The organism is Arthrobacter melezitosi, assembly GCF_054511055.1.
In genome coordinates this window covers 158,595-180,127 of record NZ_JBTNDJ010000005.1, presented here as the reverse complement: position 1 = coordinate 180,127, position 21,533 = coordinate 158,595, and the positions used below count along the sequence as shown (strand labels likewise).

The following is a 21,533-nucleotide window of genomic DNA, read 5'->3' as shown; positions in this document are numbered from 1 at the left end:
TCCGCTCGGGTCCCCACCATTGCCTTGCCCAAATGCAGGTGGAAAGCTCTGCACATGAGCGAAGAGCAGGAAACTGATGTCATCGTTATCGGGGCCGGAGCGGCCGGGGAAAACGTCGCCGGGAGGGTGGTGGCGGCGGGGCTGAGCTCCACCATCATCGAATCCGAACTCGTCGGCGGGGAGTGCTCCTACTGGGCGTGCATGCCCTCCAAGGCCCTGCTGCGGTCCGGGACGGTGCTCAACCGTGCCCGAGGGATGTCCGGCGCCAAGGAGGCCGTCACCGGGAAGCTGGATGCCCAGCAGGTCCTTGAGCGGCGCACCCGCATGACGAACAACTGGGACGACGCCTCCCAGGTGGACTGGGTGAACGGTGCCAAGATCCAACTCCTGCGCGGGTCCGCCAAGGTGAGCGGCGAGCGCACGGTCGAGGTCCAGATGGACGGCGGCACCACCCGGGTCACCGCACGCCATGCCGTTGTCCTGGCCACCGGATCGACGCCGAATGTGCCGCCGATCGACGGCCTTGCCGGCCTCGACTACTGGGGCACCCGGGAGGCCACCTCGGCCAAGGAGGTGCCCGAACGCCTCGTGGTGCTCGGCGGAGGAGTCTCCGGGGTTGAGCTGGCGCAGGCCTTCGCCCGGCTCGGGTCGAAGGTGACGGTGGTGGCCCGGCACCGCGTCCTGGGCAACTATCCGCAGGACGCCGTCCGCCTCGTCGAGAAAGGCATGCGGCGGGACAACATCGAGATCCTCACCGACACGCCCACCGAGTCGGTCCGGCTCGACGCCGACGGCCGCTTCGTCCTGACCCTCGGCGGGAACAGGCACGCCACCGGCGACAAGCTGCTGGTCTCCACCGGCCGGACCGCCCACACCAGGGGCCTCGGCCTTGAGGAACTTGGACTGGATCCGGCGACGCTGATGTTCGACCCGACCGGGCGGTGCGAGAACGGCCCCGACTGGCTCTACGCCGTCGGTGACGCCGCCGGGAAGGTGCTCCTCACCCACCAGGGCAAGTACGAAGCCCGGGTCACGTCGGACGCGATCGTGGCACGCGCCGCGGGCACCCTGGGCGACACCGCCGAGGAATGGAGCAAATACACCGCGACGGCCAACACCTACGCCGTCCCCCAGGTGGTCTTCACCGATCCGGAAATCGCGATGGTCGGGCGGACAGCCGAGGAGGCGCGCGCGGACGGCCTCCGGGTCTCCGAGATTTCGCTGCCCATCACCGTGGCCGGCAGCTCGATCCACTCCGACGACTACGCCGGCTGGGCGTCGATGGTCGTCGACGAGGACCGCAAGGTGGTGGTCGGCGTCGCCTTCGCCGGCCCGGACGTGGCCGAGCTGCTGCATTCGGCGACCATCGCCGTCGTCGGGCAGGTGCCCCTTGACCGGCTGTGGCACGCCGTGCCGCCGTACCCCACGGTCAGCGAGGTCTGGCTGCGCCTGCTGGAGAAGTACGGCCTCTAGGAGCTGGCGGAGTGCGCGCGGCGCACCACGAAATCGGTGACGGCGGCGTCGCGCCCGTCGAGTTCGGCCCAGTCGCGGTCGTGCTCCAGCACGGTGAGACCCGCGGTGGGATAGCGGGTGGCCATGTCCATCACCGCGTCCTCATTTGAATGGATGGAGGCGAGGCGCATCGCCAGGTCCTGGACGCCGGGCATGTGGGCCACGACGAGCAGGCTGGTCACCGTGGCGGGCACCGCATTGATCAGGGAGAGGATCTCGACGGCGCGCGCCGCGTAGAGCCCCTCCTCCAGCTTCGGCGTCGGGCCCTTGTCCCCCAGCTCCTTGCTGACCCAGGTGCAGGTCTGCCGGGCGCGCAGGGCCGTCGAGCAGAGGATGAGGTCGGGCACGGCGTCGTTCTCCACCATCCAGCGCCCGGCCAGGGGCGCGTCGAGGTGCCCGCGGGAGCTGAGCGAGCGCTCGTGGTCGGGCACACCGGCCCGCCACTCGGCCTTCGCGTGGCGCAGCAGCATAAGCCGTTTGAGGTGATGGGTTGCCATAGGCGGAAGTCTATCGGCCCTGCTCCCCCCAGGAGCCGGGCCGCGGCCGTTCCGGGCCTAGATGGAGTATTCGGGCGCAGCCCAGACGACGACCTCGGGGTGGTCGTAGAACCGGTAGCCCTGGCCGCGGACGGTGCGGACCGTGTTCGCCAGGCGTCCCAGCTTGGAGCGCAGCCGCCGGATGTGGACGTCGATGGTGCGCTCGTTGGGCACCTCGTCGACGTTGCGCCACAGCCCGCTCAGCAGTTCCTCGCGGCACACCGTGCGGGCACCGTTCTCCACCAGGTAGTTCAGCAGTTCGAACTCCTTGAAGGTGAGGTTCAGGGCCTGCCCGTCGAGGTGCACCTCGCGGCGGGAAAGGTCGATGAGCACGCCGCTGGGACGGGGCGCCTGCGCGTGCGGGTGCATCCCATGGTGGTCCGGGCGCTGGCGGCGGACGGTCGGGTCGCCCAGGGCTGCGCGGACGACGTCGATGTCCGAGCCCGGGGCATCCGCCGGCGCCAGGGCGACGGCCGCGTGGCTCTCCGCCGTCGGCACGAGCGAGCGGACGTAGGCCCGTACGTCCTGGGCGAGCCGGGACAGGGTGGTGCCGTTCGCCGCCGCAGTGTCCTCATCGAGGGCGACGTAGAGGACGAAACCGCGCGCACTGGTGTCGCCGGTAATGGCCTGGGGCCCGGGGACGCCGTTGGGCGTGATGACGGGAGTGGGTGCGGTCATCGGATGCGGCTCGGATCCGACGGCCTGCAGCGGCCGGTGGGACGGCTGCACTGTTGGTGCGCCGTTGGGGCCGTAGGCGTAACCCGAGCCGTACTGCGGCCTGGTTGCGCCGCGGTTTTGCTGGGTGCGGAGGGATATGTGGACGTAGCCCGAAGTAACTGACATGAAAACAACCTCAAAGTGGTTCGCCGTGTAACGGCGCGAATGCCTGGGGGAAGCTCGGCCCGGACGAAACTGGGGTGGCGCCCGCCGTGGACCGGTAGTTGCAGAAACAGGTTGGGGTAGATCTGTTACGCGTGCATTCGACAACAGTGCGGCCCCGCAACGGATGCGGGATCCGCAGCGGCAACTGCGGCTGCAGATGCTGTTGAGTTGGTGTTCACAGGAGAGATTATTGCACGTCACATTGTGTTACGCGCAAGTAACAAGGGCCCTAATTCCGCGCGGTGGCGCGGATTTCGGCGTATGCCGGCAGGGAAATGTCAGCCGACGACGCCGTACAGGCGGTCGCCGGCGTCCCCGAGTCCGGGGACAATGTAGGACTTGTCGTTGAGTTTCTCGTCTATCGAGGCAAGGACAATCGTGACATTCGTGCCCTCGAGTTCCTCCTTGAGGACGGCGAGCCCTTCGGGGGCGGCCAGCAGGCAGATGCAGGTGACGTCGGCGGCGCCGCGCTTGAAGAGGAACTTAATGGCCTCGCGCAGGGTGCCCCCGGTGGCCAGCATGGGGTCGAGCACGAAGACCTGGCGTCCGGTCAGGTCATCGGGCAGCCGCTCGGCGTAGGTGATCGCCTCGAGCGTCTCCTCGTTGCGGGCCATTCCGAGGAAACCGACCTCCGCGGTGGGCACGAGCCGGGTCATGCCCTCGAGCATGCCGAGCCCGGCGCGGAGGATGGGCACCACCAGCGGGGTGGGCTTGACCAGCCCGACGCCCACCGCCGTCTCGACGGGGGTCTCGACCTGCACGGGGTGGACCCGCACCTCCCGGGTGGCCTCATAGGCGAGGAGGGTGACCAGTTCCTCGGTCAGCAGCCGGAACACCGGCGACGACGTGTTCTTATCGCGGAGAACGGTCAGTTTGTGGGCCACAAGGGGATGGTCGACTACCAGTACGCGCATAGGTCAAAAGTACCATTGGGAGCATGAACCCACCTTCGCCCGGCGCCGGCTCCGATCATTGGCACTGGATGGGCCTCGCCCTGGACGCGGCGCGGCGGACGGGCCTAGGTGCCGACGTCGGCAGCGCGGACGTGCCGATCGGCGCCGTCGTCGTCGGCCCGGACGGCAGCGTGGTGGGCACCGGCTGGAACCAGCGCGAGGAACTCGGTGACCCCACCGCCCACGCGGAGGTGCAGGCCATCAGGCAGGCCGCAGAGGCCCTCGGGAGCTGGCGGCTGGAGGGCTGCACCCTGGTGGTGACCCTGGAGCCGTGTGCGATGTGCGCCGGGGCCTCGGTGCTCGCCCGGATCCCCCGGGTGGTCTTCGGCGCCTGGGACCCCAAGGCCGGGGCCTCCGGGTCGGTGTTCGACGTACTGCGGGAGCGGCGGTTGAACCACTGGACCGAGGTCTTCCCGGGCGTGCGCGAAGCCGAATGTGCCGCGTTGCTCAAGGACTTTTTTGCCGCCCACCGCACGGGTTCCGCCGGCGCGAGGTGATGCCTAGGCTGGAATTCCAGCACGGAAAGTTCAGCGCGCCCGCACAGCGAAGGAGCATTGATGGATACCGAGCAGGGACGGCATGCAGGAACTGAGGAAGATCCTTGAGAAGGCCGACATCGCGATCCTCACCACTCAGAACGCGCAGGGGCAGCTCGTCAGCCGTCCCCTGGCGGTGCACGGCAAGGACTTCGACGGCGACCTGTGGTTCTTCACCGAGGACCCCTCCCCCAAGGCCGACGAGATCCGGGGCAACCCGCAGGTGAACGTGTCGGTCAGCACCGGGAAGGGCTACCTCTCCATCGCCGGCACCGCCTCCCTAAGCCGGGACCAGGCGAAGATCGATGAGCTGTGGGGCCCTACGGTGTCGGCGTGGTTCGAGAACGGCAGGGACGATCCCGCCGTCGCCCTGATCAAGGTCGACGCCGACACCGCCGAGTACTGGTCGATGGACGCCCCGCGGGTCGTTTCGGCGGTCAAGATGGTGAAGGGGCTCGTCACGGGGACTCGGCCGGACTCGGGGAAGAACGAGGTCATCGACCTCTAAGGCGCCCGGCTTCGCGGGCCGCGTAGCGTCCTGTTTTGGGTTCGGGGCCCTCGACCCGGTAAAGTAGCGGCGTTGGTGACGTGTCCGAGCGGCCGAAGGTGCAACACTCGAAATGTTGTTTGGTGTAAAAGCCAACGTGGGTTCAAATCCCACCGTCACCGCCAGCGAAAACCCCCGGGAAGCCGGGGGTTTTCTGCATTTTCGGGGCCTTCGTGGTGCATTTTTGGCGCATACCTCGAAGAATCACCGCCACATCGGGGTGTGCTACCGCACGCGCTTTCGCGAGTCGATGGCCTCGGTGGCGTTCGGCCAGCAGCAAGGTAGTCAAAGACGGGCGGGCCACAGCTCCTCCGACAGGTGTCTTGGAACCGGTCTTCCCAGCGGGGTCGGTGGACGGTAAATACCGACCGTCTTGACCAGGCCCGTGAGCTTGCCGATCAGTGTACCGGGACCGAGGCCCCTACCCTTTTCTAACGCATCTAGTAGTGGCACTCCACCGGGGGCTACGAGAACGGTCTGATGGTCTCACACAACATAACGACGGCTATCGGCGCTCTGAAAACACGGGAATGGACGTAGCTGCGAAGCTCTCGGCCGGTGCCTTTTCTCCGGCTTCGCCACGATTACCAGAGAAGTGCACGATGTTTGTCGCAGCCCCCTGGAACGGGCACCGCGCGGTCATCGGAATGAGGCACGAATCTCCTCAATGGCCATCTCCGGGCTTTGCAGGTGGGCGTAGTGTCCCACCTCAGGAAGAATACGGATGTTCGCGTTAATCCTTTGCGCGAACTCGATCCCCATTTCCTTCCTGATGAAGTTGTCCTTCTCGCCCCAGACGACGTTCACGGGCGTTTTGAGCTTGTCGATGTTCGCCTCAAGATAATCTTCATCCCGCGTAAAATGGGCGTAGTAGTGGTAGAAGGCGTCAGGCGGTGTCATTCCGCCATGGCTCCATGTGCGGGAGACGTCATCCTTGAACTCAGCCGAAGCCTCAAACCGCGCTTCTTGGGGAATACCTCCCTTCAAGGAGGTGTCGAGAAGCTCCGCACTGGTCCTGCTTTTGAAGCCGGCGAGCGTCGCACTTGCTGAGGGTTCCGACTTCAGACTTTGCAATCCGTCGAGCATGTACTGAGGCCTGTTGAACGGCGCGAAATCACCAACAATGATGGTCCTGGCGATCTGCGGATCGTCGAGAGCTGCTAGCAGGGCCGGGAGAGCTCCGATGTCGGTCGCATAGATCGTGAGCGTCGATGTCGCGATGTTGGACTTCTTGATGTAGTCCCGCAGAACACGCGCGTAATCTTTGGGCGAGTACGAAAACTTGTCGGCCGGGGGCCGCGATGAAAGACCATAGCCTGGCCAGTCGATGGCATGGACTTCGTAGTCCGTGGACAGCGCCAGGGACATGTCTTTCCAGGCATACAGCGTCTCCGGAAATCCATGCAGGAGAAGCACAGTTCCCTTTGGCGTGGTGGCCTGCCCCACCATCCTTCTGAGCGTGATGTCTAGATCGATCTTGACGTACCCGAGTTCGAGTTTGGGATCCATTGCCTCAGTTCCTAACTTTGTTGGGGTATGGGTGGTGCAGGTTTGAGCTCAAGGTTTGAGCTCATGACATTGGAGGTGTCCCACCCGCTCGACGGCGGGAGTTCTGTGCTTTTGTGGGTCACCCCTGCCAGCGACACACTCGTAGCCGAGTCCGCTCAGAACCTATTTCCGGACGTTCTTATGCCGGTCGTTTCCCAGCCGGTTGGACGGGCGTGGGCCTCAGGTGGTCCTGGGTGAGCTGTTGAGGACCATGGAGGCGAGTTCTTTGGCGAGGCGGGCCGCGTCCGGGTGGGCGTCCAGGTGGGAATTGGCGACCGCCCCGTCGTAAAGCAGCCCGAGGCGGGCCGCCACATCGGCAGCGTCAGTGAATCCTGCTTCTTTGCACAGGGCCAGAAGGGTATCGGCGAGCCAGTCCCGGAAAGTACGGAGGGCTTTGGCTTCTACGCTGCCGGGGAGGGCTTCGGCGTTTGCGTTGGCGAAGGCGCAGCCCCGGTAACCCGGGGCAGCAACCGCTTCGTTCAGGGCGTCGAAGATTGCCAGCAGTTTTTCGATTGGATCTTTCAGGCCTTGCTGGTGCCGGGCGATCCGGTCGCGTCGCCGCTGATCCCTGCCTTCAAGGTAGGCGGCCACCAAGTCGTCCTTGCCCGAGAAGTTGTAAAAGAGCGAGCCTTTGGCAACCCCCGCCTCTTGGATCACTTTGTCGATCCCGACCGTGTGGACACCTTCCGAGTAGAACAAGCGGTCAGCAGCCTCGAGGAGGCGCTGCCGTGCAGACGGACGCGTTGAAACCATGCACCAAGACTATCAGACAGATCTGTCTAAAAATAGATTGACCTTGCTAGACCGATCTGTCTAACCTGTTAGACCGATCTGTCCAAGGAGAATCCCACGTTGCCCCGTCTACTAGCGCCCAGCACTTCCTCTTTCGCCGGACTGACGGTGGTTTTCGCCGCGTTCTTTTTTGCTGCCGGTGCCCCCACACCGTTGCTCTCGCTCCGCCAGCAGGAGTGGGGCTTCTCGGCCGGCAGCCTGAGCATCGCCTTTGCCGTCTACGCGTTGGGCCTCCTAGCGGCACTGCTGGTGGGCGGCTCCCTTTCCGACCACGTCGGCCGGCGCCCGGTCATGCTCGCCGCGCTGTATATGGAGGTTGTTTCAATGCTGGTGTTCCTGCTCGCACCCACAATTACCTGGGTGATTGTTGCCCGTGCCCTGCAAGGCCTGGCCACCGGTGTCGCCACCAGCGCCTTCAACGAGCACGCCCCGGCGAAGCTGAAGAAGTTGGCGAGCGGCCTCGCCACAGCATCCGTTGCCGGCGGTCTCGGCATCGGCGCCCTGGTAACCGGCGCCGCCGTCCAGTTCACCCCGGACGCCAACAGGCTCATCTTCACGATCCTCGCCGGCGTCATGGTCGCGGGAGTAATTTTTCTGAGCTTCACCTCGGAAACAGGTGCGAAGCGTCCCGGCGCCCTTCGTTCACTCTGGCCACGCCTCGTCCTCCCGGCGAGCATCCGCACTGACTTCTTCGCCGGCATCCCCGTGCACATCGCGGGCTGGATGTTCCCCGCCTTCTTCCTCGGGCTTTCCCCCGTGGTACTGCGGGTCCACTTCGGACTCGACGGCGGCCTGGTGGGCGGCTTGACCGCATCCGTTGGCCCATTCGCGGCGGCAATATCCAGCTTCGTCTTCGCCAAGCAGCCCGCCCGGCGCAGCACCGTGGTCGGCATGATCCTTGTCTTCATCGGGATCGTCCTGGTACTTGCAGGAATAAACGAAAGGTGGTTGGCCGCCGTCTGGATCGGGGCTGTCTTTGGAGGTTCCGGCTTCGGCGCTTCATTCGGCGGACAGGTCCGACTCATCGCCCCGCACATCCAACCGCACCAACGAGCCGGCGTCTTCTCCGGCGTCTACACCGCCGCTTACCTGGCGTTCAGCATCCCGGTCATCATCGTCGGGCAGCTCGCACCGCTGGTAGGGCTGGTGACAACCGTGCAGTTCTATGCCCTCACCATTATGGCCTTCGCCGCACTTTCCATCCTTGTGCAGGCGCAACGGCTGCGGAAGGACATCCGGCTCCAACCCTCAGCAGCCAACTCCCCCGCCTGACATACCCAAGAGGGCAAGGGCGGGCTCCCGCGCACGATCCCGTTCCTCAACGCGCGGGCGCTAGGTAGTCGACGTGTCGTCTAGCGGACTCGACCTAAAGCCGAGAGCAGTCAAACAACTAACCAAACAACGTGTCCGGTCCACGCGCGCGCGATCGTGAGTATGTCAACATAATTCAGGACCACGAGGACGGCTCGATCCAAGACCACCGACGGCGCCGGCCGGTAACAGCGACTGCTCTACAGGCCGAGCATGGGAAATGGTTTATCCTGACTTATTTCCCGGACATATCTCCATACTGGAGGCCGCCGGCTGGCTAAGGGGCCCCCAGACGCCACCTTATGAGGCCCGCGATAATTGCGCCGCCTTCCACAACCAAGAAGAGTGTCGCAACCAGTCGTACCTGGCGTCGTTTTTGGATTCAGCGGTGTCTGTAAACACTCCTCGGCTGAACCCGTTCACGCCCACCGACGGCCACCCCATTCTCCGGGCGGCCGCCGGTTTCAGTGTTACGCGGCTCTAGTCCCCTGCAGGCGCTAGTGCTCCGCCTCGGCGGCAGCCTTCTGGGCGTCCTTCTCGGCGCGCAGAGCCGCCGCCTCGTGCTGCTCCTCGGCCTTCTCCTGATGAATAACCTCCGCCAGGAGCTTCTCCATCTCCTTGGCCACCCCGGCGGCCGAGGCAGGGTTCTGGCCGGTCACAAGCCGCTCGTCCACCACAACCTTCTCCTCGAACACACCGGCTGAGACATGGGTGGCACCCTGTTCCTCAAGCCGGTCCGCCAGGGAGAACGGAATGACCTTGTCCTTCCCTGCGGCCACCTCCTCCTCGTTCGTGAAGGCCGCGACCCTCCGCCCCTCGACAAGGCGGAACCCGTTTTCCAACTCCACATTCACCAGGCCGGCCGGTCCGTGGCAGACCGCCCCCACCACGCCGCCGGCGTTGTAGATGCTGGCTACCAGCTTCTGGAGGCCTTCGCTCTCCGGGAAGTCCCACATGGTGCCGTGGCCTCCCACGAGGTAGACGCCGTCGTACTGGTCGGCATTGACGACGTCGACGCGGGCCGTGTTGTAGAGGCCGGCGCGGGTGGTCTCGTCCTCCGTGAAGGCAACCTGGATGGGATCATCCTTATCCACCTCGTCGCGCGGGGGCTGGCCGCCCTGAATCGAGGCAAAGTCGACGAAATGCCCGGAATCCTTGAAGACCTTCCAGGGATGTGCAGCTTCGGCCACGTTGTAGCCGGTCTTCTCTCCGGTGTCGCCGATCTCGGAAACGCTGGTCAGTACCATGAGGATTTTCTTCATGAAGTGCTCCTTTCGTCCGACTTCCACCCTACGCCCCGGCGTATTCGGGCCTCCCTCCCGCTCGTCCAGTCCCAATCGGGGAGAAGCTGCAAGCTGTTCCCTCGGCCGATCTGTGCCGATACTGTGAACACGGGCAGCGTCAAATACCGCCCGGTGGGGGACCAAGACGGACGAGGAATATTCAACTCTCAGGAGGAAATATGACTGAATCACAGCAGGATCCCAGCGAGGCGGAAATCGCCATGGCTGGCGCCGCGGGTGCTAACGTCGGGGGTTCTGACGGCGGTGCCGATGGCGGTGCCGACGGCGGTGCGGACGGAGGCGCCGACGGCGGTGCGGACGGAGGCGCCGACGGCGGAGCAGACGGAGGCGCTGACGGTGGAGCCGATGGCGGAGCCGACGGCGGTGCGGACGGTGGCGCAGACGGCGGAGCGGGCATCTGAGCTGGGGCACTCCTCCTGAGGACCCCAGGCGCCCGAGCGCCGGGGTCCTGGAGACACGCCTGATCGACATCGACCGCGAACGGTTCGCGAACGAGGTCTGGGGACAATCAGCGCTGCTCACGCGCGCCGCCGGCGACTTCTCCGACCTGTTCTCCTCCGACGCCGTCGACGAACTGGTCTCCCGCCGCGGACTGCGCACGCCCTTCCTCCGCGTCGCCAAGGGCGGCTCCACCTTTCCCGACTCCTCCTTCACCTCCCCGGCCGGCGTCGGCGCCACCATCTCCGACCAGCTCGATGACACCGCCCTGTGGCGGAAGTTCGCCGACGGCGCCACCCTGGTCCTGCAGGCGCTGCACCGCACCTGGGAACCCATCGCGGACTTCAACGCCCGGCTGAGCACCGAGCTCGGACACCCGGTGCAGGCCAACGCCTACATCACCCCGCCCCAGAACCGCGGGTTCGACGACCACTACGACGTCCACGACGTCTTCGTCCTGCAGATCGAGGGCACCAAGCGCTGGATCATCCACGAGCCGGTCCTCCCGGACCCGCTACGCGACCAGGTGTGGACCGACCGCCGCTCCGCCGTCGCCGACGCCGCGAAAGGTGAGGCCTACATCGATACAGTGCTCGAGCCCGGCGATGTCCTCTACCTGCCGCGTGGCTGGCTGCATGCCGCCCAGGCGCAGGGCGAGGTCTCCATCCACCTCACGCTCGGCATCCACAGCTGGACCCGCTACGCGCTGGCCGAACAGCTCGCCCAGGCCGCGCTGGCGGAACTCCGCGACGACCCCGAGATGCGCCGGACGCTCCCGCTCGGCATCGACGGACCGGCCGGGGAGGTCGACCTCGTCCGCAAACGCCTGGCCGCCGCCGTCGCCGACGCCGATTCCGCTGCCCTGTTCCACCGCAGCCGACGTGGCCAGGGACGCCCGGCGCCGCTCGGCCCGCTGGCCCAGCTCGCGGCCGTCCAGAAACTCGGCCCGGAGTCCGTCGTGCGGCTGCGCGGTGCACTTGAAGCGCGGCTTGAGGGATCGCGCCTGGACACCCGGGTGGGCTGGCTCGATTTCCCCGAGGCCGATCTGCCGTCGGTGAGGCGCCTGCTCGACGGCGGGGCCCACACCGCGCACGAGCTCGGCGGCGAACTCGTCGAGAGGTTGCTGCGCGCGGGGGTTCTCGTCCCCGCGGAACCGTAACGACCGCCATGGAACGCTTCTTCTGCGCCGACGGTGCCCGGGTGCGGGGCGACCCGATGGCCGGCACGGCGCCGAACGACGTCGTCTGGGTCCTCATCGAGCACCGCGGCCGGTGGCCGTTCAACAGCTTCGACGGGCTCACCCTCGAGCCCGAGACGAAGGACCTCGTGATCACCGCCGCCCAGGCGGCGCGGGCGCGGGTACTGCTGGTGCGGCGGCCCGGCCGCCGTCGCCGCGAAGGCCCCAACCGCTGGGCCGTCCTGCGCCATGACGGATCCGGCGCCCACCGCCAGCAATGGGGGTCCTGGAGCCGTGAAGAGGATCTGGCGGAGATCGCAGCCGCCCTTACCCGGCCGGGCGAACTCGGCCACCCGCCGGTCCTCCTCGTCTGCACCCATGGCCTGCACGACACCTGCTGCGCGCTGCGCGGACGTCCAATTGGACGTGTGCTGAGTGAACGCTGGTCCGAGCAGGTGTGGGAATGCTCGCACGTCGGCGGTGACCGGTTTGCGGCCAACGTCGTCGTCGCGCCCGACGGCGTCTACTACGGCGGCCTCGACGCCGAGTCGTCGGTCGCCACTGTGGAAGGGCACCTCGCCGACTCCATCCACGCGGAGTACCTGCGCGGCTACACCGACCTCCTCCAACCCCAGCAGGCCGCAGTGGCTGCGGCGCTCGAACGCTTCGGTCCGGCAGGCCGGCGGGACTATACGGTCGCCGGCACAAGCCGCCACGGTGACCTCTGGCGGATCCGCCTCACCGCTCCCCCGCCCCACCCCGCACAGACCGACGTCGAGCTGCGGGTCCGCCGTGCCCCACCGAACCAGTTGACCTGCCGCGCGCCGGCGCCGGGCTCGGTGGTCGTGTACGAGACGGTTTCGATCACGGCCGTGTGAAACCCTGGTCGGGAACCTACTCGATGGCACCCTGGAAGATGGCGTCCTGGCCGGCCCCGGTGGGATCCGCAATCTCCACCTGGACGAGGTCCGCATCGGCAGCGGCGATGCCGTAGGCAAACTTCGCGGTTTCGGTTCCGCCGACCGGGATGGTCGAGAGGACCTCCGTGCCGATGCCCGTGTCCGAATCGACAACCGGCTGAACCGCTGTGCCGGAGTCACCGGCACGGACCGTGGGCAGGTTCATCAGGCCGCCATCCACTTCCTCCTCGCCGTTGTTGACCACCGTGATCTCGAAGACCGCGTACTGGCCGTCGACGGCCCCTGGCGCGCTGCCGGACGCGGCCTCGAACCCGTGGGATTGGAGGGTCACCTCCACGCCCCCGTCGAAGGTCACGGTGTCGCCGAACGCCGCACTCTGGTTCGAGGGGACTTCCTCGATGGCGTCCTGGGTCGTGGGAGGCTCGCTCGGGGGCGTTTCTGCCGACTCTCCTCCGCCACAGCCCGACAACCCGAGCCCGATCAGGAGAGTGGCGGTAAGTGCGATGGAGTTCCTCATGACGCCCCCAACATTGAAGTCGCCGGCCGGGATCATGCCAGCGTACCTACACTCTAATTTCAGGCCCCGGGAGTTTCACCTAAATTACCGAACCTGTGGCCACCGGACGGAGGGGCGCTGCCGCTCCTGTCAAGGAGCCCGCAGGGAGGAGTGCCCCAAAAGGCACCGGCGTAGGCATTCGCCATGAGAGATGACCGCGCCGACGACGCCCTGGTGTGGGCGAAGCTTTCCCCGGCCACCCAGGACCTCCTCAAGTCCGACCCGAACGCCCCGTTGACCGCCGACACCCTCGAGGAGCTCGCCCACGTCGGCGGCACCACCACGGCTTCCTGGTGGACAAGCGTCTCAAGGGATTCGGGGAACGTCCGGCTGCCCGAGCACTTCCAGGACTACGTCACCTCGCTGGACCGGCGCGGCGGCGACATCAATAGCTGAGCCTCAGCTTCGCCGCACCAAGCGCCGGCCGGCGCGGTAGAGCCGCCGCTGCGCCTCCTCCGGGGGAACATACTCCCCCACGGTGCTGTAGGTGCCCAGCGGCACCACCGAGTTGATGATCGTGTCCGGATAGACGTGCACAAGGTTGAGCGACTGGGCGCCGTCCCGGCCGCGGGATCCCCCGACCTCAACATTGAGGTCCTGGGTGTAGCAGGTCGCCGAGGCCACCGACACCGGAATCCCGGCGAAGGTCGCCGAGGACGAGAAGTGGAGGTGTCCGCCCAGGATCAGCCGGACATCGGTTCCCTGGAGCGCCTCCCTGAGCCGGCTCTGGTGCCGCAACTCGGTCAGGATGGCGAGGTCCTGAATCATGGGCACCGGCGGGTGGTGCATCGCCAGGATGGTGCCCTCGGGGGTCGGCCGCGCGAGCTGGCCCGCAAGCCACTCAAACTGCTCGGCGCAGATCTCCCCGTAATGGTGGCCCGGAACCGAGGTGTCGAGGGTGATCACCCGGAGGCCGCCCAGCCGGTAGCTGCGGTACAGCGGGGTGTCCACCGGCGGCTCCCCGAGCAGCCCCGAGCGCAGCCGGGCCCGGTCGTCGTGGTTGCCCATCAGCCAGATCAGCTGTGCCCCAAGCCGGTCGGCGATGGGCTCGACGATGCCGCGCAGCCTCGCATAGGCCTCCGGGTGCCCCTTGTCTGTGAGGTCCCCGGTGAAGATCATCGCCTCCGGTTCGACGCCGGAGGTGAGGGTCTGCTCAAGGAGCGCCCGCAGCCGGGCCCCGCTGTCCACCCCGCCGTACAGCAGCCCATCAGCCACGAGGTGGGTGTCGCTCAGGTGCAGGATCACGTGGCTGGCAGGCGGGTGTTCGCGCGAGAATTCGGCGCCCGCGCGTTCTTCCCCCATGGACCCCATCGCCTAGGCTGTTGCTTCCTCGGTCTCGGCGGGGTGCATTTGGCCCGTGAACACCAGCTTTTCCATTGCGACCGCGATCCGGTCCCAGTGGTGGCGTTTCAGCAGCCGCTTCAGTTCCGCCGACGGGGCACGTCCGGCCCGCCCAACGAGCCGTTCACAGGCCGCGGCGAAACCTCCGCCGTCGTCCTGCAGGTCGACGACGCCGGTGAAGTCGGCGACGACGTCGGGAACCCGGGTCGAGACGACCGGCAGCCCGCAGGCGAGGTATTCCAGGGTCTTCGTGGGACTGATCGAGCGGGTCGCCTCATTGAGGGCAAAGGGCATCAGGGCCACGTCGAGTTCGGCCATCAACCGGGGAAGGTCCTCATAGGACTGCTGCCCGAGGTAGGAGATGTTCGGGGCCTGGGGCAGGTCCGCGGGATCAATCTTGCACACCGGCCCGATCATGTGGATGTCCCACCCGGGCAGCTGTGCGGCGAGGTCCGCCAGGAGCTCCAGGTCCAGCCGCTCGTCGAGGACGCCGACATACCCGGCCACCGGGCGCTCCCGGTTCCGCTTCGCATGCCTGCCCGCGGCGGCGTAGTGCTCGGTCGCGACGCCGCTGGGCACCAGGTGCGCATCCTCGCGGCCCTGCCTCACCACCGAACGGTGCAGGGAGCGACCGCCGGCGAACACGACGTCGGCGCGGCGCAGCGCCTGGCGCTGGCGCACGACGAGCTCCGGCGCCGCATCCTTGAACGCCGCGAGGTCATCCATCACGTCGTAGACGAGGGTGGTGGGCGCCAGCGCCAGCGCGGCCTCGAGGGCCAGCGGGGTGTAGATCCACACGACGCGCTCGCCGGCCGGCGGTCCGATGAGCTGCGGTAGCTGCTCGATGTAGTCGGGCATCACCTCGTCGAAGAAGCCGACGTGCCTTCCCTGTTCGGGGATCTCGAGCCACACCCGGGTCAGCCCCTCAACTTCCTGGGTGCCAAGCCGGTTCCGGGTCACCTCGACGCCGGCGGGGGTGAGGGGTTCCTCGACGAACCAGGTGGTGCGGGCCGGCGCCTTGCCGAGCCGCGACATGAGCTGCTGCGGGCGCTGCCAGACCCAATCCCACCGCAGGTGCGACAGCACGATGAGTTCACTTTGCATCGACGATCCTCAATTCCATTCGAGTGGTGGTTCGGGGGAGGCTGGAACCGATATCGGTGCTCGGGGGCGTCGAAAAGTTCCAGTGGGACATCTGCGGGAAGTACCCGCGCAGCCACGTGTTCACGGGCTCCGCGAAGGAGTACGCCGGCAGATCGACGGCCCGCACCCCGGCGGCGGCACGGGCATACGCGGCGGACATCACCGATTCCCGGCGGTCCAGCAGTTCGTCCAGCCAGTAGACGCCCACCGGATCGACGTGCCCGTCGCAGCGGAACAGCAGCGAATCCCAGTCGGTCGAGTCGATGACGGGGAACCAGCACAGGCCCTCGACGGCGACGCCGCGCGCCTGGGCCTCCTCGCACTGCTCGAGCACGTACTTGAGCCAGCCCGCCCGGTCGCCGGTGTGGCCGCGGACATTCGTCTCGGTGATCATGCAGGAAAGGCCGTAGCGCTCCCAGTACTGCCCGATCTGGTCGGCCAGCGGCAGGGGCGTCGGGGTGGGGGCGGTCCCGCCCTCGGCGGAAAAATTCCACTGGCAGTGGGCGTAGTAATCGAGCCCCAGGACGTCGACGAAGCCCGGCTCAAGGCCCTGCAGCCGCTCCCCGCCCACCGGGGCGAGGTCGCGGCCGAGCTGGCTCCCGGCGTCGTAGCCGCGCCCGAGGAAGCTGTCGAGCACCAGGAAGCGCCGTTCGTTGGCCATGTCGGCGTACGCCTGGCCGGGGGCGTCGGACCCGGTGTGAAACTCGCAGGTGTCGACCCAGACGTGCCGGGCGCCGGGCAGGAGTTCCCGGTAGAGCCGGCTCGCCTCGGCCACCGCGGGCAGGACGTTGGCGATGAGGTCGATGAAGCCCCGGAGTCCGGAGTGGTAGGGCGGCCAGATCGCCTCATGCCCGGAGAGGAAGAGCGTCGAGAAGGGCTCGTTGAAGAGCGTGTACTCCTCCACCCACGGGTAGCGGCGGGCGAACGCCTCCGCGTAGCGCAGGTAGGCCGGGCCGAACCGGGCGTCGCCGAAGCCGCCCTCGAGCCAGGTGGGATAGCTGGTGTGGTGCACCAGGTCCACGATCGGCCGGAAGCCGTTGCCGCGCAGGTGGTTCAGCACCTCGTCGGTGGCCGACCAGTCGAAGACGCCCTCGACCGCCTCGAGGCGGTGCCACCGGACGGGATAGCGGAGCCGGGTGATGCCCGAGCGGCGCAGCAGCTCCAGGTCGTCCCGCCACCGGATGTCGTGTTCGGTGGTTTCGAAGATGTCCCGGTCGTGGGCGGGCAGGAAGGTGCTCTCGAACCCGCCGATGATCTCGATGGGCGGTCCGGGCGGCCGAACGCTTGGCGCCATACGGTTCTCCTGTCGATGGCGGAGCCGAAAAGGCATCCGGATAAAGCTGGGTCACCAAATAGTAAGGCTGCTTACTACCTTGCGGCGAGGAAAATCTCAGCGGGGATTTTCCGCTGAATCACGCCGGGCGTCTGCCGAGTTCCTCGTAGACGGTGTCGAGCAGTTCGGCCGCACGCAGGTTGAGTCGGCGCGACTCGTCGAGGTCCGCGTCGAGGCGGATGACCTCCGCGCGCAGGGCCTCGATCTCCTGCTGGAGGACGGGGATGGTGTCGATTCTCTGCAGGATTCCTGGAATCGCCGCGCGCAGCAGCTTCCGGCCCGGCCGTCTCAACTTCTCGCCTACAGCACTCATGGCTTGCTCCTTCGAACGATCACCCGGCGGATCTCAATACCCGCCGAGTCCGACAACGGAACTTCCGTTTCCTCTTCGATCTCCAGCCCGTACCGGGCCAACTGCTCCACGAACCGCCGCCACTCCACGGGCCGGTACTCGAGCCAGCTCGGCGACCCCACCTCCCCGCCGATGCCGACCTCGAAGTAGGCCCGCGCCTCCGGCTCGGCCAGCAGGTGCTTCACCAGCTGGAGGGTCGTATCCCAGCCCAGCGGGCTGAGCGCGTTGAAGAGCTGGTTCCCGTACACGTGCACCGGGCCCGCCAGCTGCGCGCATTGCCTCCGCAGGCGCATCGCATGCCGGGCCATATAGAGGTTCGTGTACTCAAAGCGCAGCCGTCCGTCCTCATCCCCCGCCCCGCGGGCGAAGACCAGGGCCGGCCTGCTGTAATCCACCCCGAGCACCGAATGTCCCTGCGCCGCGAAGTTGCGGGCATCGGCGCCCAAGCCGCAGCCGAGGTCGAGCACCGAGGATCCGGGGCCAAGCCTGCCGGCGGTGGCGAGCGCGAAGGACGACGGCGGCGGTGCAGGGTCCACCTCGATCTCGGCCCGGTGCTGGTCCTCCCAGTTCTCACGGTCGACGTCGAAGTGGTTGAGCCACCAGTAGAACCGCCGCCCGGCCGACGGCGGGGTGACGAACCGGAACGCCGGATCGGGGGTTCTCCAGCCGGGACCGTAGATGGCGGTGAGCATCCGCTCCGGCTCCGCGGGCCCGGGCAGCATCCGGCCGTTGACGTTCACCGGTTTCAGCGGCAGGATCCGTACCTCCCCGGCTCGCTCACGGGCGTGGAAGGTGCCGTGGAACCAGCCGGAGCAGACGAAGTAGGTGAAGATGTCGAGGTAGAAGCGGTCGGTGACCGTTCCGCCGGGGTACATCAGCTGAAGGTGTCCACTGGAGTGCCGCACCACCTCGTGGCCCTCCGCGACGAGCATCCGCTCGAGCGCGTAGCTCTCGAGGGCGACGTCGGAGGGGTTTTCGTACCGGCTGAGGTAGGCGAGGTCGGCGTCGTCGTCGCTTGGGAGAATCCGTCCGTCGCGCACCGGGCCGAGCAGGGTGCCCCCGGTGACGAAGAGCTCGATCCCCGCCCGGTCCCGGACGAGCGCGATGAGCCGTTCGGCCTCGTCCAGTACCCCTTCGAGGAGCGAGGCCTCGCGGCCCTCAAAGGAGCGCGCGATCCTTCCCCACTTGTTGACCACCAGCGGGATGCCCGTGGCCGGCTCGCACAACAGCAGCTCGGTGTCGCTCTCGTCGAACTGGACGGGCTGTTCACTGCCGATCATGGCTCCGTCGCGTTCGACGGCCAACCGCGCCCGGCCACGGAGCCGCTCGGCGAGCGCCGGCGGCCACTCGACGCTCACGCCGTCCCAGCCGGCGCCGTCCTCCGGCACCCGGAACGTCCAGATCCGGCGCCCGGCGAGCAGGACCGACACGGCCGACCCCGGGGCGAGGTCCGTTCCGGTGACGGTCAGGCGTTTGGTGTCGGCGGCAAACGACGCTGTCACTTCGCGGTTTCCAGGGAGACGTGCAGGGGGTCGGTTGCGGGCAGCCGGACGTCGAAGACCTGCCCGGTGACGTCCGAGGCCAGCACCTGCGCGCTGACCCGTGCCACCTCCCCGACCGGCACAAGGGAGGTTTCATCCTCGACACCGAAGGCCCGAACCCGCATGGGCGTCGCCGTGCGGCTGGGGCTGATGCAGTTCACCCGGATGCGGTCTTCGCCCCACTCGTCGGCGAGTGCCTGCGTGAGGTTCACGACGGCGGCCTTCGTCGCTGAGTACACCGTGTACTTGGCCCGGCCGCGAGTATACGAACTGGAGGAGTACAGCAGCAGCGAGCCCTGGGAGTCGGAGAGGTAGGAATGGGACTCCTGGGCGACGATGAAGGCCGCCATCAGGTTGACGTCGACGTCGTGCCGGATCTGCTCGTCGGTGAGTTCGACGAGGGCCCCGATGGTCAGCACCCCAGCGGTGAGGACGACGTGGTCGATCCGCCCGTAGGTTGCCGACGCCGCGGCGAGCGCGCGCGCCACCGAGGTGCGGTCCTCGACGAAGGTGCCCGTGCCGGTGCGGCTGTGGCAGACGACGTTGGCTCCTTCGGCGTCGAGCTGGCGGGCGAGCTCCTCGCCGATGCCCGAGCTGCCGCCGAACACGACGACGGTGGCACCGCGCAGGCTCGAGACCGGGAACGGCACCGGTTCGACCTCCCGGTTCTTCAGCTGGAACAGCTTGTCCGCCAGGTGGATATCGATCGGGTGGGTGATCTTGATGTTCGCCTCATGCCCGGGCACGACGATGATCGGCACGTCCGGACGGTACTTCAGCACGACCGAGCAGTCATCGGTGGCCGTGAACGCCGGGTCCTGCCGGGCCAGGGAGTAGGCGTCCATGATGGTGTCCCAGCGGAAGGCCTGGGGTGTCTGCCCGCGGCGCAGGGAGGAGCGCGGGGGGACCGCCCGGATGATGTCGGACCCGTCCACTTCGATGATGGTGTCGGCCGAGGGGATGCCGGTGTCCACCGCGTCGTAGCTGTCGAGCGCGTCGATGCACGCCCGGATGATGGAGAAATCGACGAGCGGGCGGACGGCGTCGTGGAAGATCACCTTGGCGCCGGGCTCCGCGATGGCCTTCAGCGCCCGGTAGGAGGTGTCGTTGCGGTCGACGCCGCCCTCGAGGATCGCGGACAGGCGGGGAAAGCGGGACGCCGGGAGGAGTTCACGGGCACGGGCGATGCTGCCGGGGTCCATCATCACCAGGACCTCGTCGATGCCCGGGCAGGTCGAGAAGATCTCGACAGTGTGCTCGAGGCTCGTCCTGCCGGCGATGGGCACGAGCTGTTTGGGGATGTCGAGACCCATCCGCGTGCCGACTCCGCCGGCAAGGACGACGGCGATGGTCCGCCCGCCGGGGGCGGCTCCTCCACCCGGTCGCCCAATATAGCCCTCGTCAGTTGCCAACTCTCCACCCGCCTTTCGATCCCGCCGGAGTTTGGTAAGCGTACTGATATTTTTTGGTGTGGGCACTGTTTTTGTTCACCTCCCGGACTCTTGCGTTTTACCCGAAGTTTACCCATCGGCCGGGCCCCTCTCCGGCGCGATAGCCTGAGGAAATGGCAATCCGAGTACTGGCCGTGGGCCGGAAACATGAACCCTGGGTTTCCGACGGAATCGCCCGGTACGAGAAACGCCTCAAGAAGCCCTTCGACCTGTCCTGGCAGTTCCTCCCCCACTCCGCCCGGGAGGGCGACGCCGCCAGGGCCGAGGAATCGGAGCGGCTCCTGGCGAAGACTCCCGACGCGCGCGACTACGTGATCCTCCTCGACGAGCGGGGCAAGTCCATTGACTCCCCAGCCTTCTCCCGCACCCTGGGCGGGCCGCTTGACGCCTCACGGCCCGTGACCTTCCTCATCGGAGGCGCCTACGGCGTCGACGACACGGTGCACCGGCGTGCGGACTTCGTCCTTTCGCTGTCCAAGCTCGTGTTCCCGCACCAGCTGGTCCGGCTCATCCTCGCCGAGCAGGTCTACCGCGCCCAGGAGATCGCCGGACGGCGCTCCTACCACCACGAATAGGCCGGTTCCATAACGATCCCGACACTCAAGCCGTGGAATGCGCGCCGCCTCATGCATCACAGCCGCACCACGCCTACTGTGGCTTTATGACTTCGGGTACACCGCATTGGATCCTCGCCACCGCAGCTCTCGGCACTGCGGCCCTGCTCGGCGCGTGCGCGCCGGCGTCCTCCGAGCCCGCCGGCGCCGAGGGCCGCTCCAGCCCGTCGTCGTCGGCGTCGGCGTCGGCGTCGCCCTCCGGCGAAGCGTCCGAGGCGCCCTCGGCCACCCCGTCTGCCTCTGCGTCGCCCTCCGCGTCCCCGTCGCCCAAGCCTCCGGCCGGTGACGGCGGCGTTTGCACCGCGGCAGTGCTCTCCGGTGCCCTCACCACCGAACCGGGCGCCGGGGCGGCCGGGAGCGCCTACCGGACCCTGACCCTGACGAACACCTCCGATACGGCCTGCGACATGGCCGGCTACCCCGGTGTTTCCTACGTCGACGCCGCTGGCACCCAGCTCGGCGCACCAGCCGACCGCGGGGAGCCAGGTGCTGCCTTCGAACTCCAGCCCGGCGCCTCGGCGACGGCGGTCCTCCGCCAGGCCAACGCCGGCAACTACGGCGCCGCCTGCGCCGCGGTGCCCGCGGCCGGGCTGCGGGTCTACCCGCCCGGCGCAACCGATTCGCTCATCCTGCCGCAGGAAATCACCGCCTGCTCGGCCTCGTCGATCGTCCTGATGACGGTGGGCGCCATGCAGCCCGCGGGCTGACCCCGTCCGGCACGCCTCCGCCGGGTCCCCGCAGGCCCG

23 protein-coding genes and 1 tRNA gene are annotated in these 21,533 nt (G+C 67.4%); 10 read left to right on the top strand and 14 right to left on the bottom strand.

Annotated features, from left to right (window positions below; genetic code table 11):
* The first annotated feature begins 54 nt into the window (after nucleotides 1-54).
* The gene (locus ACX80W_RS08240) at nucleotides 55-1,473 is read left to right on the top strand and encodes a dihydrolipoyl dehydrogenase family protein (RefSeq protein ID WP_459282162.1); all 1,419 of its coding nucleotides are present in this window, start codon (nucleotides 55-57) and stop codon (nucleotides 1,471-1,473) included.
* Here ACX80W_RS08240 and ACX80W_RS08235 read toward each other — a convergent pair.
* The 3 genes from ACX80W_RS08235 to upp all read right to left on the bottom strand — a co-directional run bounded on the left by ACX80W_RS08235 (nucleotide 1,470) and on the right by upp (nucleotide 3,844).
* Nucleotides 1,470-2,009 carry a SixA phosphatase family protein gene (locus ACX80W_RS08235; protein WP_459282158.1) on the bottom strand — a complete coding sequence of 180 codons (540 nt, stop codon included), beginning with the start codon at nucleotides 2,007-2,009 and terminating at the stop codon, nucleotides 1,470-1,472. The genes ACX80W_RS08240 and ACX80W_RS08235 overlap by 4 nt on opposite strands.
* 57 nt (nucleotides 2,010-2,066) lie before the next feature.
* Complete coding sequence (locus ACX80W_RS08230; protein WP_459282156.1) at nucleotides 2,067-2,891, bottom strand: winged helix-turn-helix domain-containing protein; 825 nt, start codon at nucleotides 2,889-2,891, stop codon at nucleotides 2,067-2,069.
* A gap of 317 nt (nucleotides 2,892-3,208) precedes the next feature.
* Nucleotides 3,209-3,844, bottom strand: coding sequence for a uracil phosphoribosyltransferase (upp, locus tag ACX80W_RS08225; protein WP_459282154.1), 636 nt, complete (start codon nucleotides 3,842-3,844; stop codon nucleotides 3,209-3,211).
* A gap of 23 nt (nucleotides 3,845-3,867) precedes the next feature.
* On the opposite strand from upp, the gene ACX80W_RS08220 reads away from it, so the two are divergent.
* From ACX80W_RS08220 to ACX80W_RS08210, 3 genes are all read left to right on the top strand, one after another.
* Nucleotides 3,868-4,380, top strand: coding sequence for a nucleoside deaminase (locus ACX80W_RS08220; protein ID WP_459282152.1), 513 nt, complete (start codon nucleotides 3,868-3,870; stop codon nucleotides 4,378-4,380).
* Between the two features lie 82 nt (nucleotides 4,381-4,462).
* Complete coding sequence (locus tag ACX80W_RS08215; protein WP_459282150.1) at nucleotides 4,463-4,927, top strand: pyridoxamine 5'-phosphate oxidase family protein; 465 nt, start codon at nucleotides 4,463-4,465, stop codon at nucleotides 4,925-4,927.
* 74 nt (nucleotides 4,928-5,001) lie between these two features.
* A tRNA-Ser gene (locus ACX80W_RS08210) sits at nucleotides 5,002-5,091 on the top strand.
* 514 nt (nucleotides 5,092-5,605) lie between these two features.
* On the opposite strand, the gene ACX80W_RS08205 is transcribed toward ACX80W_RS08210, so the two are convergent.
* Both ACX80W_RS08205 and ACX80W_RS08200 read right to left on the bottom strand, forming a co-directional pair.
* A complete protein-coding gene (locus ACX80W_RS08205; RefSeq protein ID WP_459282148.1) occupies nucleotides 5,606-6,475 on the bottom strand; it encodes an alpha/beta fold hydrolase in 870 nt (289 codons plus the stop codon).
* Between the two features lie 219 nt (nucleotides 6,476-6,694).
* Complete coding sequence (locus ACX80W_RS08200) at nucleotides 6,695-7,267, bottom strand: TetR/AcrR family transcriptional regulator (RefSeq protein WP_459282146.1); 573 nt, start codon at nucleotides 7,265-7,267, stop codon at nucleotides 6,695-6,697.
* 147 nt (nucleotides 7,268-7,414) lie between these two features.
* On the opposite strand from ACX80W_RS08200, the gene ACX80W_RS08195 reads away from it, so the two are divergent.
* Nucleotides 7,415-8,578: an MFS transporter gene (locus tag ACX80W_RS08195; RefSeq protein ID WP_459282144.1), complete on the top strand. Its 1,164-nt coding sequence runs from the start codon at nucleotides 7,415-7,417 to the stop codon at nucleotides 8,576-8,578.
* A 536-nt stretch (nucleotides 8,579-9,114) separates the two neighbouring features.
* Here ACX80W_RS08195 and ACX80W_RS08190 read toward each other — a convergent pair.
* Together ACX80W_RS08190 and ACX80W_RS08185 are read right to left on the bottom strand one after the other, a co-directional pair.
* Entirely contained in the window at nucleotides 9,115-9,879 is a 765-nt protein-coding gene (locus tag ACX80W_RS08190; RefSeq protein WP_459282142.1) for a type 1 glutamine amidotransferase domain-containing protein, read from the bottom strand.
* 209 nt (nucleotides 9,880-10,088) lie between these two features.
* Nucleotides 10,089-10,379: a hypothetical protein gene (locus ACX80W_RS08185; protein WP_459282140.1), complete on the bottom strand. Its 291-nt coding sequence runs from the start codon at nucleotides 10,377-10,379 to the stop codon at nucleotides 10,089-10,091.
* Between ACX80W_RS08185 and ACX80W_RS08180 the strand changes: the two genes are divergently transcribed.
* Both ACX80W_RS08180 and ACX80W_RS08175 read left to right on the top strand, forming a co-directional pair.
* Nucleotides 10,319-11,518, top strand: a complete 1,200-nt coding sequence (locus ACX80W_RS08180) for a cupin domain-containing protein (protein ID WP_459282253.1) — start codon at nucleotides 10,319-10,321, stop codon at nucleotides 11,516-11,518. The genes ACX80W_RS08185 and ACX80W_RS08180 overlap by 61 nt on opposite strands.
* Nucleotides 11,519-11,526: 8 nt before the next feature.
* Nucleotides 11,527-12,414 (top strand): sucrase ferredoxin, encoded by an 888-nt coding sequence (locus tag ACX80W_RS08175; protein WP_459282138.1) that lies wholly within the window; start codon nucleotides 11,527-11,529, stop codon nucleotides 12,412-12,414.
* A 16-nt stretch (nucleotides 12,415-12,430) separates the two neighbouring features.
* Here ACX80W_RS08175 and ACX80W_RS08170 read toward each other — a convergent pair whose 3' ends face one another.
* Nucleotides 12,431-12,973 carry a hypothetical protein gene (locus ACX80W_RS08170; RefSeq protein WP_459282136.1) on the bottom strand — a complete coding sequence of 181 codons (543 nt, stop codon included), beginning with the start codon at nucleotides 12,971-12,973 and terminating at the stop codon, nucleotides 12,431-12,433.
* A gap of 183 nt (nucleotides 12,974-13,156) precedes the next feature.
* Between ACX80W_RS08170 and ACX80W_RS08165 the strand changes: the two genes are divergently transcribed.
* On the top strand, nucleotides 13,157-13,408 hold the full coding sequence (locus ACX80W_RS08165) for a hypothetical protein (RefSeq protein WP_459282134.1): 252 nt from the start codon (nucleotides 13,157-13,159) through the stop codon (nucleotides 13,406-13,408).
* 3 nt (nucleotides 13,409-13,411) lie between these two features.
* Here ACX80W_RS08165 and ACX80W_RS08160 read toward each other — a convergent pair whose 3' ends face one another.
* The 6 genes from ACX80W_RS08160 to ACX80W_RS08135 all read right to left on the bottom strand — a co-directional run bounded on the left by ACX80W_RS08160 (nucleotide 13,412) and on the right by ACX80W_RS08135 (nucleotide 20,134).
* Complete coding sequence (locus ACX80W_RS08160; protein WP_459282132.1) at nucleotides 13,412-14,314, bottom strand: phosphodiesterase; 903 nt, start codon at nucleotides 14,312-14,314, stop codon at nucleotides 13,412-13,414.
* Between the two features lie 12 nt (nucleotides 14,315-14,326).
* Complete coding sequence (locus ACX80W_RS08155) at nucleotides 14,327-15,457, bottom strand: glycosyltransferase (RefSeq protein ID WP_459282130.1); 1,131 nt, start codon at nucleotides 15,455-15,457, stop codon at nucleotides 14,327-14,329.
* Entirely contained in the window at nucleotides 15,447-16,790 is a 1,344-nt protein-coding gene (locus tag ACX80W_RS08150; RefSeq protein WP_459282128.1) for a family 1 glycosylhydrolase, read from the bottom strand. The genes ACX80W_RS08155 and ACX80W_RS08150 overlap by 11 nt, the downstream gene beginning before the upstream one ends.
* Nucleotides 16,791-16,908: 118 nt before the next feature.
* Entirely contained in the window at nucleotides 16,909-17,142 is a 234-nt protein-coding gene (locus ACX80W_RS08145) for a hypothetical protein (protein WP_459282126.1), read from the bottom strand.
* On the bottom strand, nucleotides 17,139-18,683 hold the full coding sequence (locus tag ACX80W_RS08140) for a class I SAM-dependent methyltransferase (protein ID WP_459282124.1): 1,545 nt from the start codon (nucleotides 18,681-18,683) through the stop codon (nucleotides 17,139-17,141). The genes ACX80W_RS08145 and ACX80W_RS08140 overlap by 4 nt, the downstream gene beginning before the upstream one ends.
* Nucleotides 18,680-20,134: an SDR family NAD(P)-dependent oxidoreductase gene (locus ACX80W_RS08135; protein ID WP_459282123.1), complete on the bottom strand. Its 1,455-nt coding sequence runs from the start codon at nucleotides 20,132-20,134 to the stop codon at nucleotides 18,680-18,682. Before ACX80W_RS08135 ends, ACX80W_RS08140 begins: the two co-directional genes overlap by 4 nt.
* Before the next feature lie 152 nt (nucleotides 20,135-20,286).
* Here ACX80W_RS08135 and ACX80W_RS08130 point away from each other — a divergent pair, with 152 nt between their 5' ends.
* Complete coding sequence (locus ACX80W_RS08130) at nucleotides 20,287-20,748, top strand: 23S rRNA (pseudouridine(1915)-N(3))-methyltransferase RlmH (RefSeq protein WP_459282121.1); 462 nt, start codon at nucleotides 20,287-20,289, stop codon at nucleotides 20,746-20,748.
* An 86-nt stretch (nucleotides 20,749-20,834) separates the two neighbouring features.
* Nucleotides 20,835-21,494 (top strand): DUF4232 domain-containing protein, encoded by a 660-nt coding sequence (locus ACX80W_RS08125; protein ID WP_459282119.1) that lies wholly within the window; start codon nucleotides 20,835-20,837, stop codon nucleotides 21,492-21,494.
* Nucleotides 21,495-21,533 lie beyond the last annotated feature (39 nt).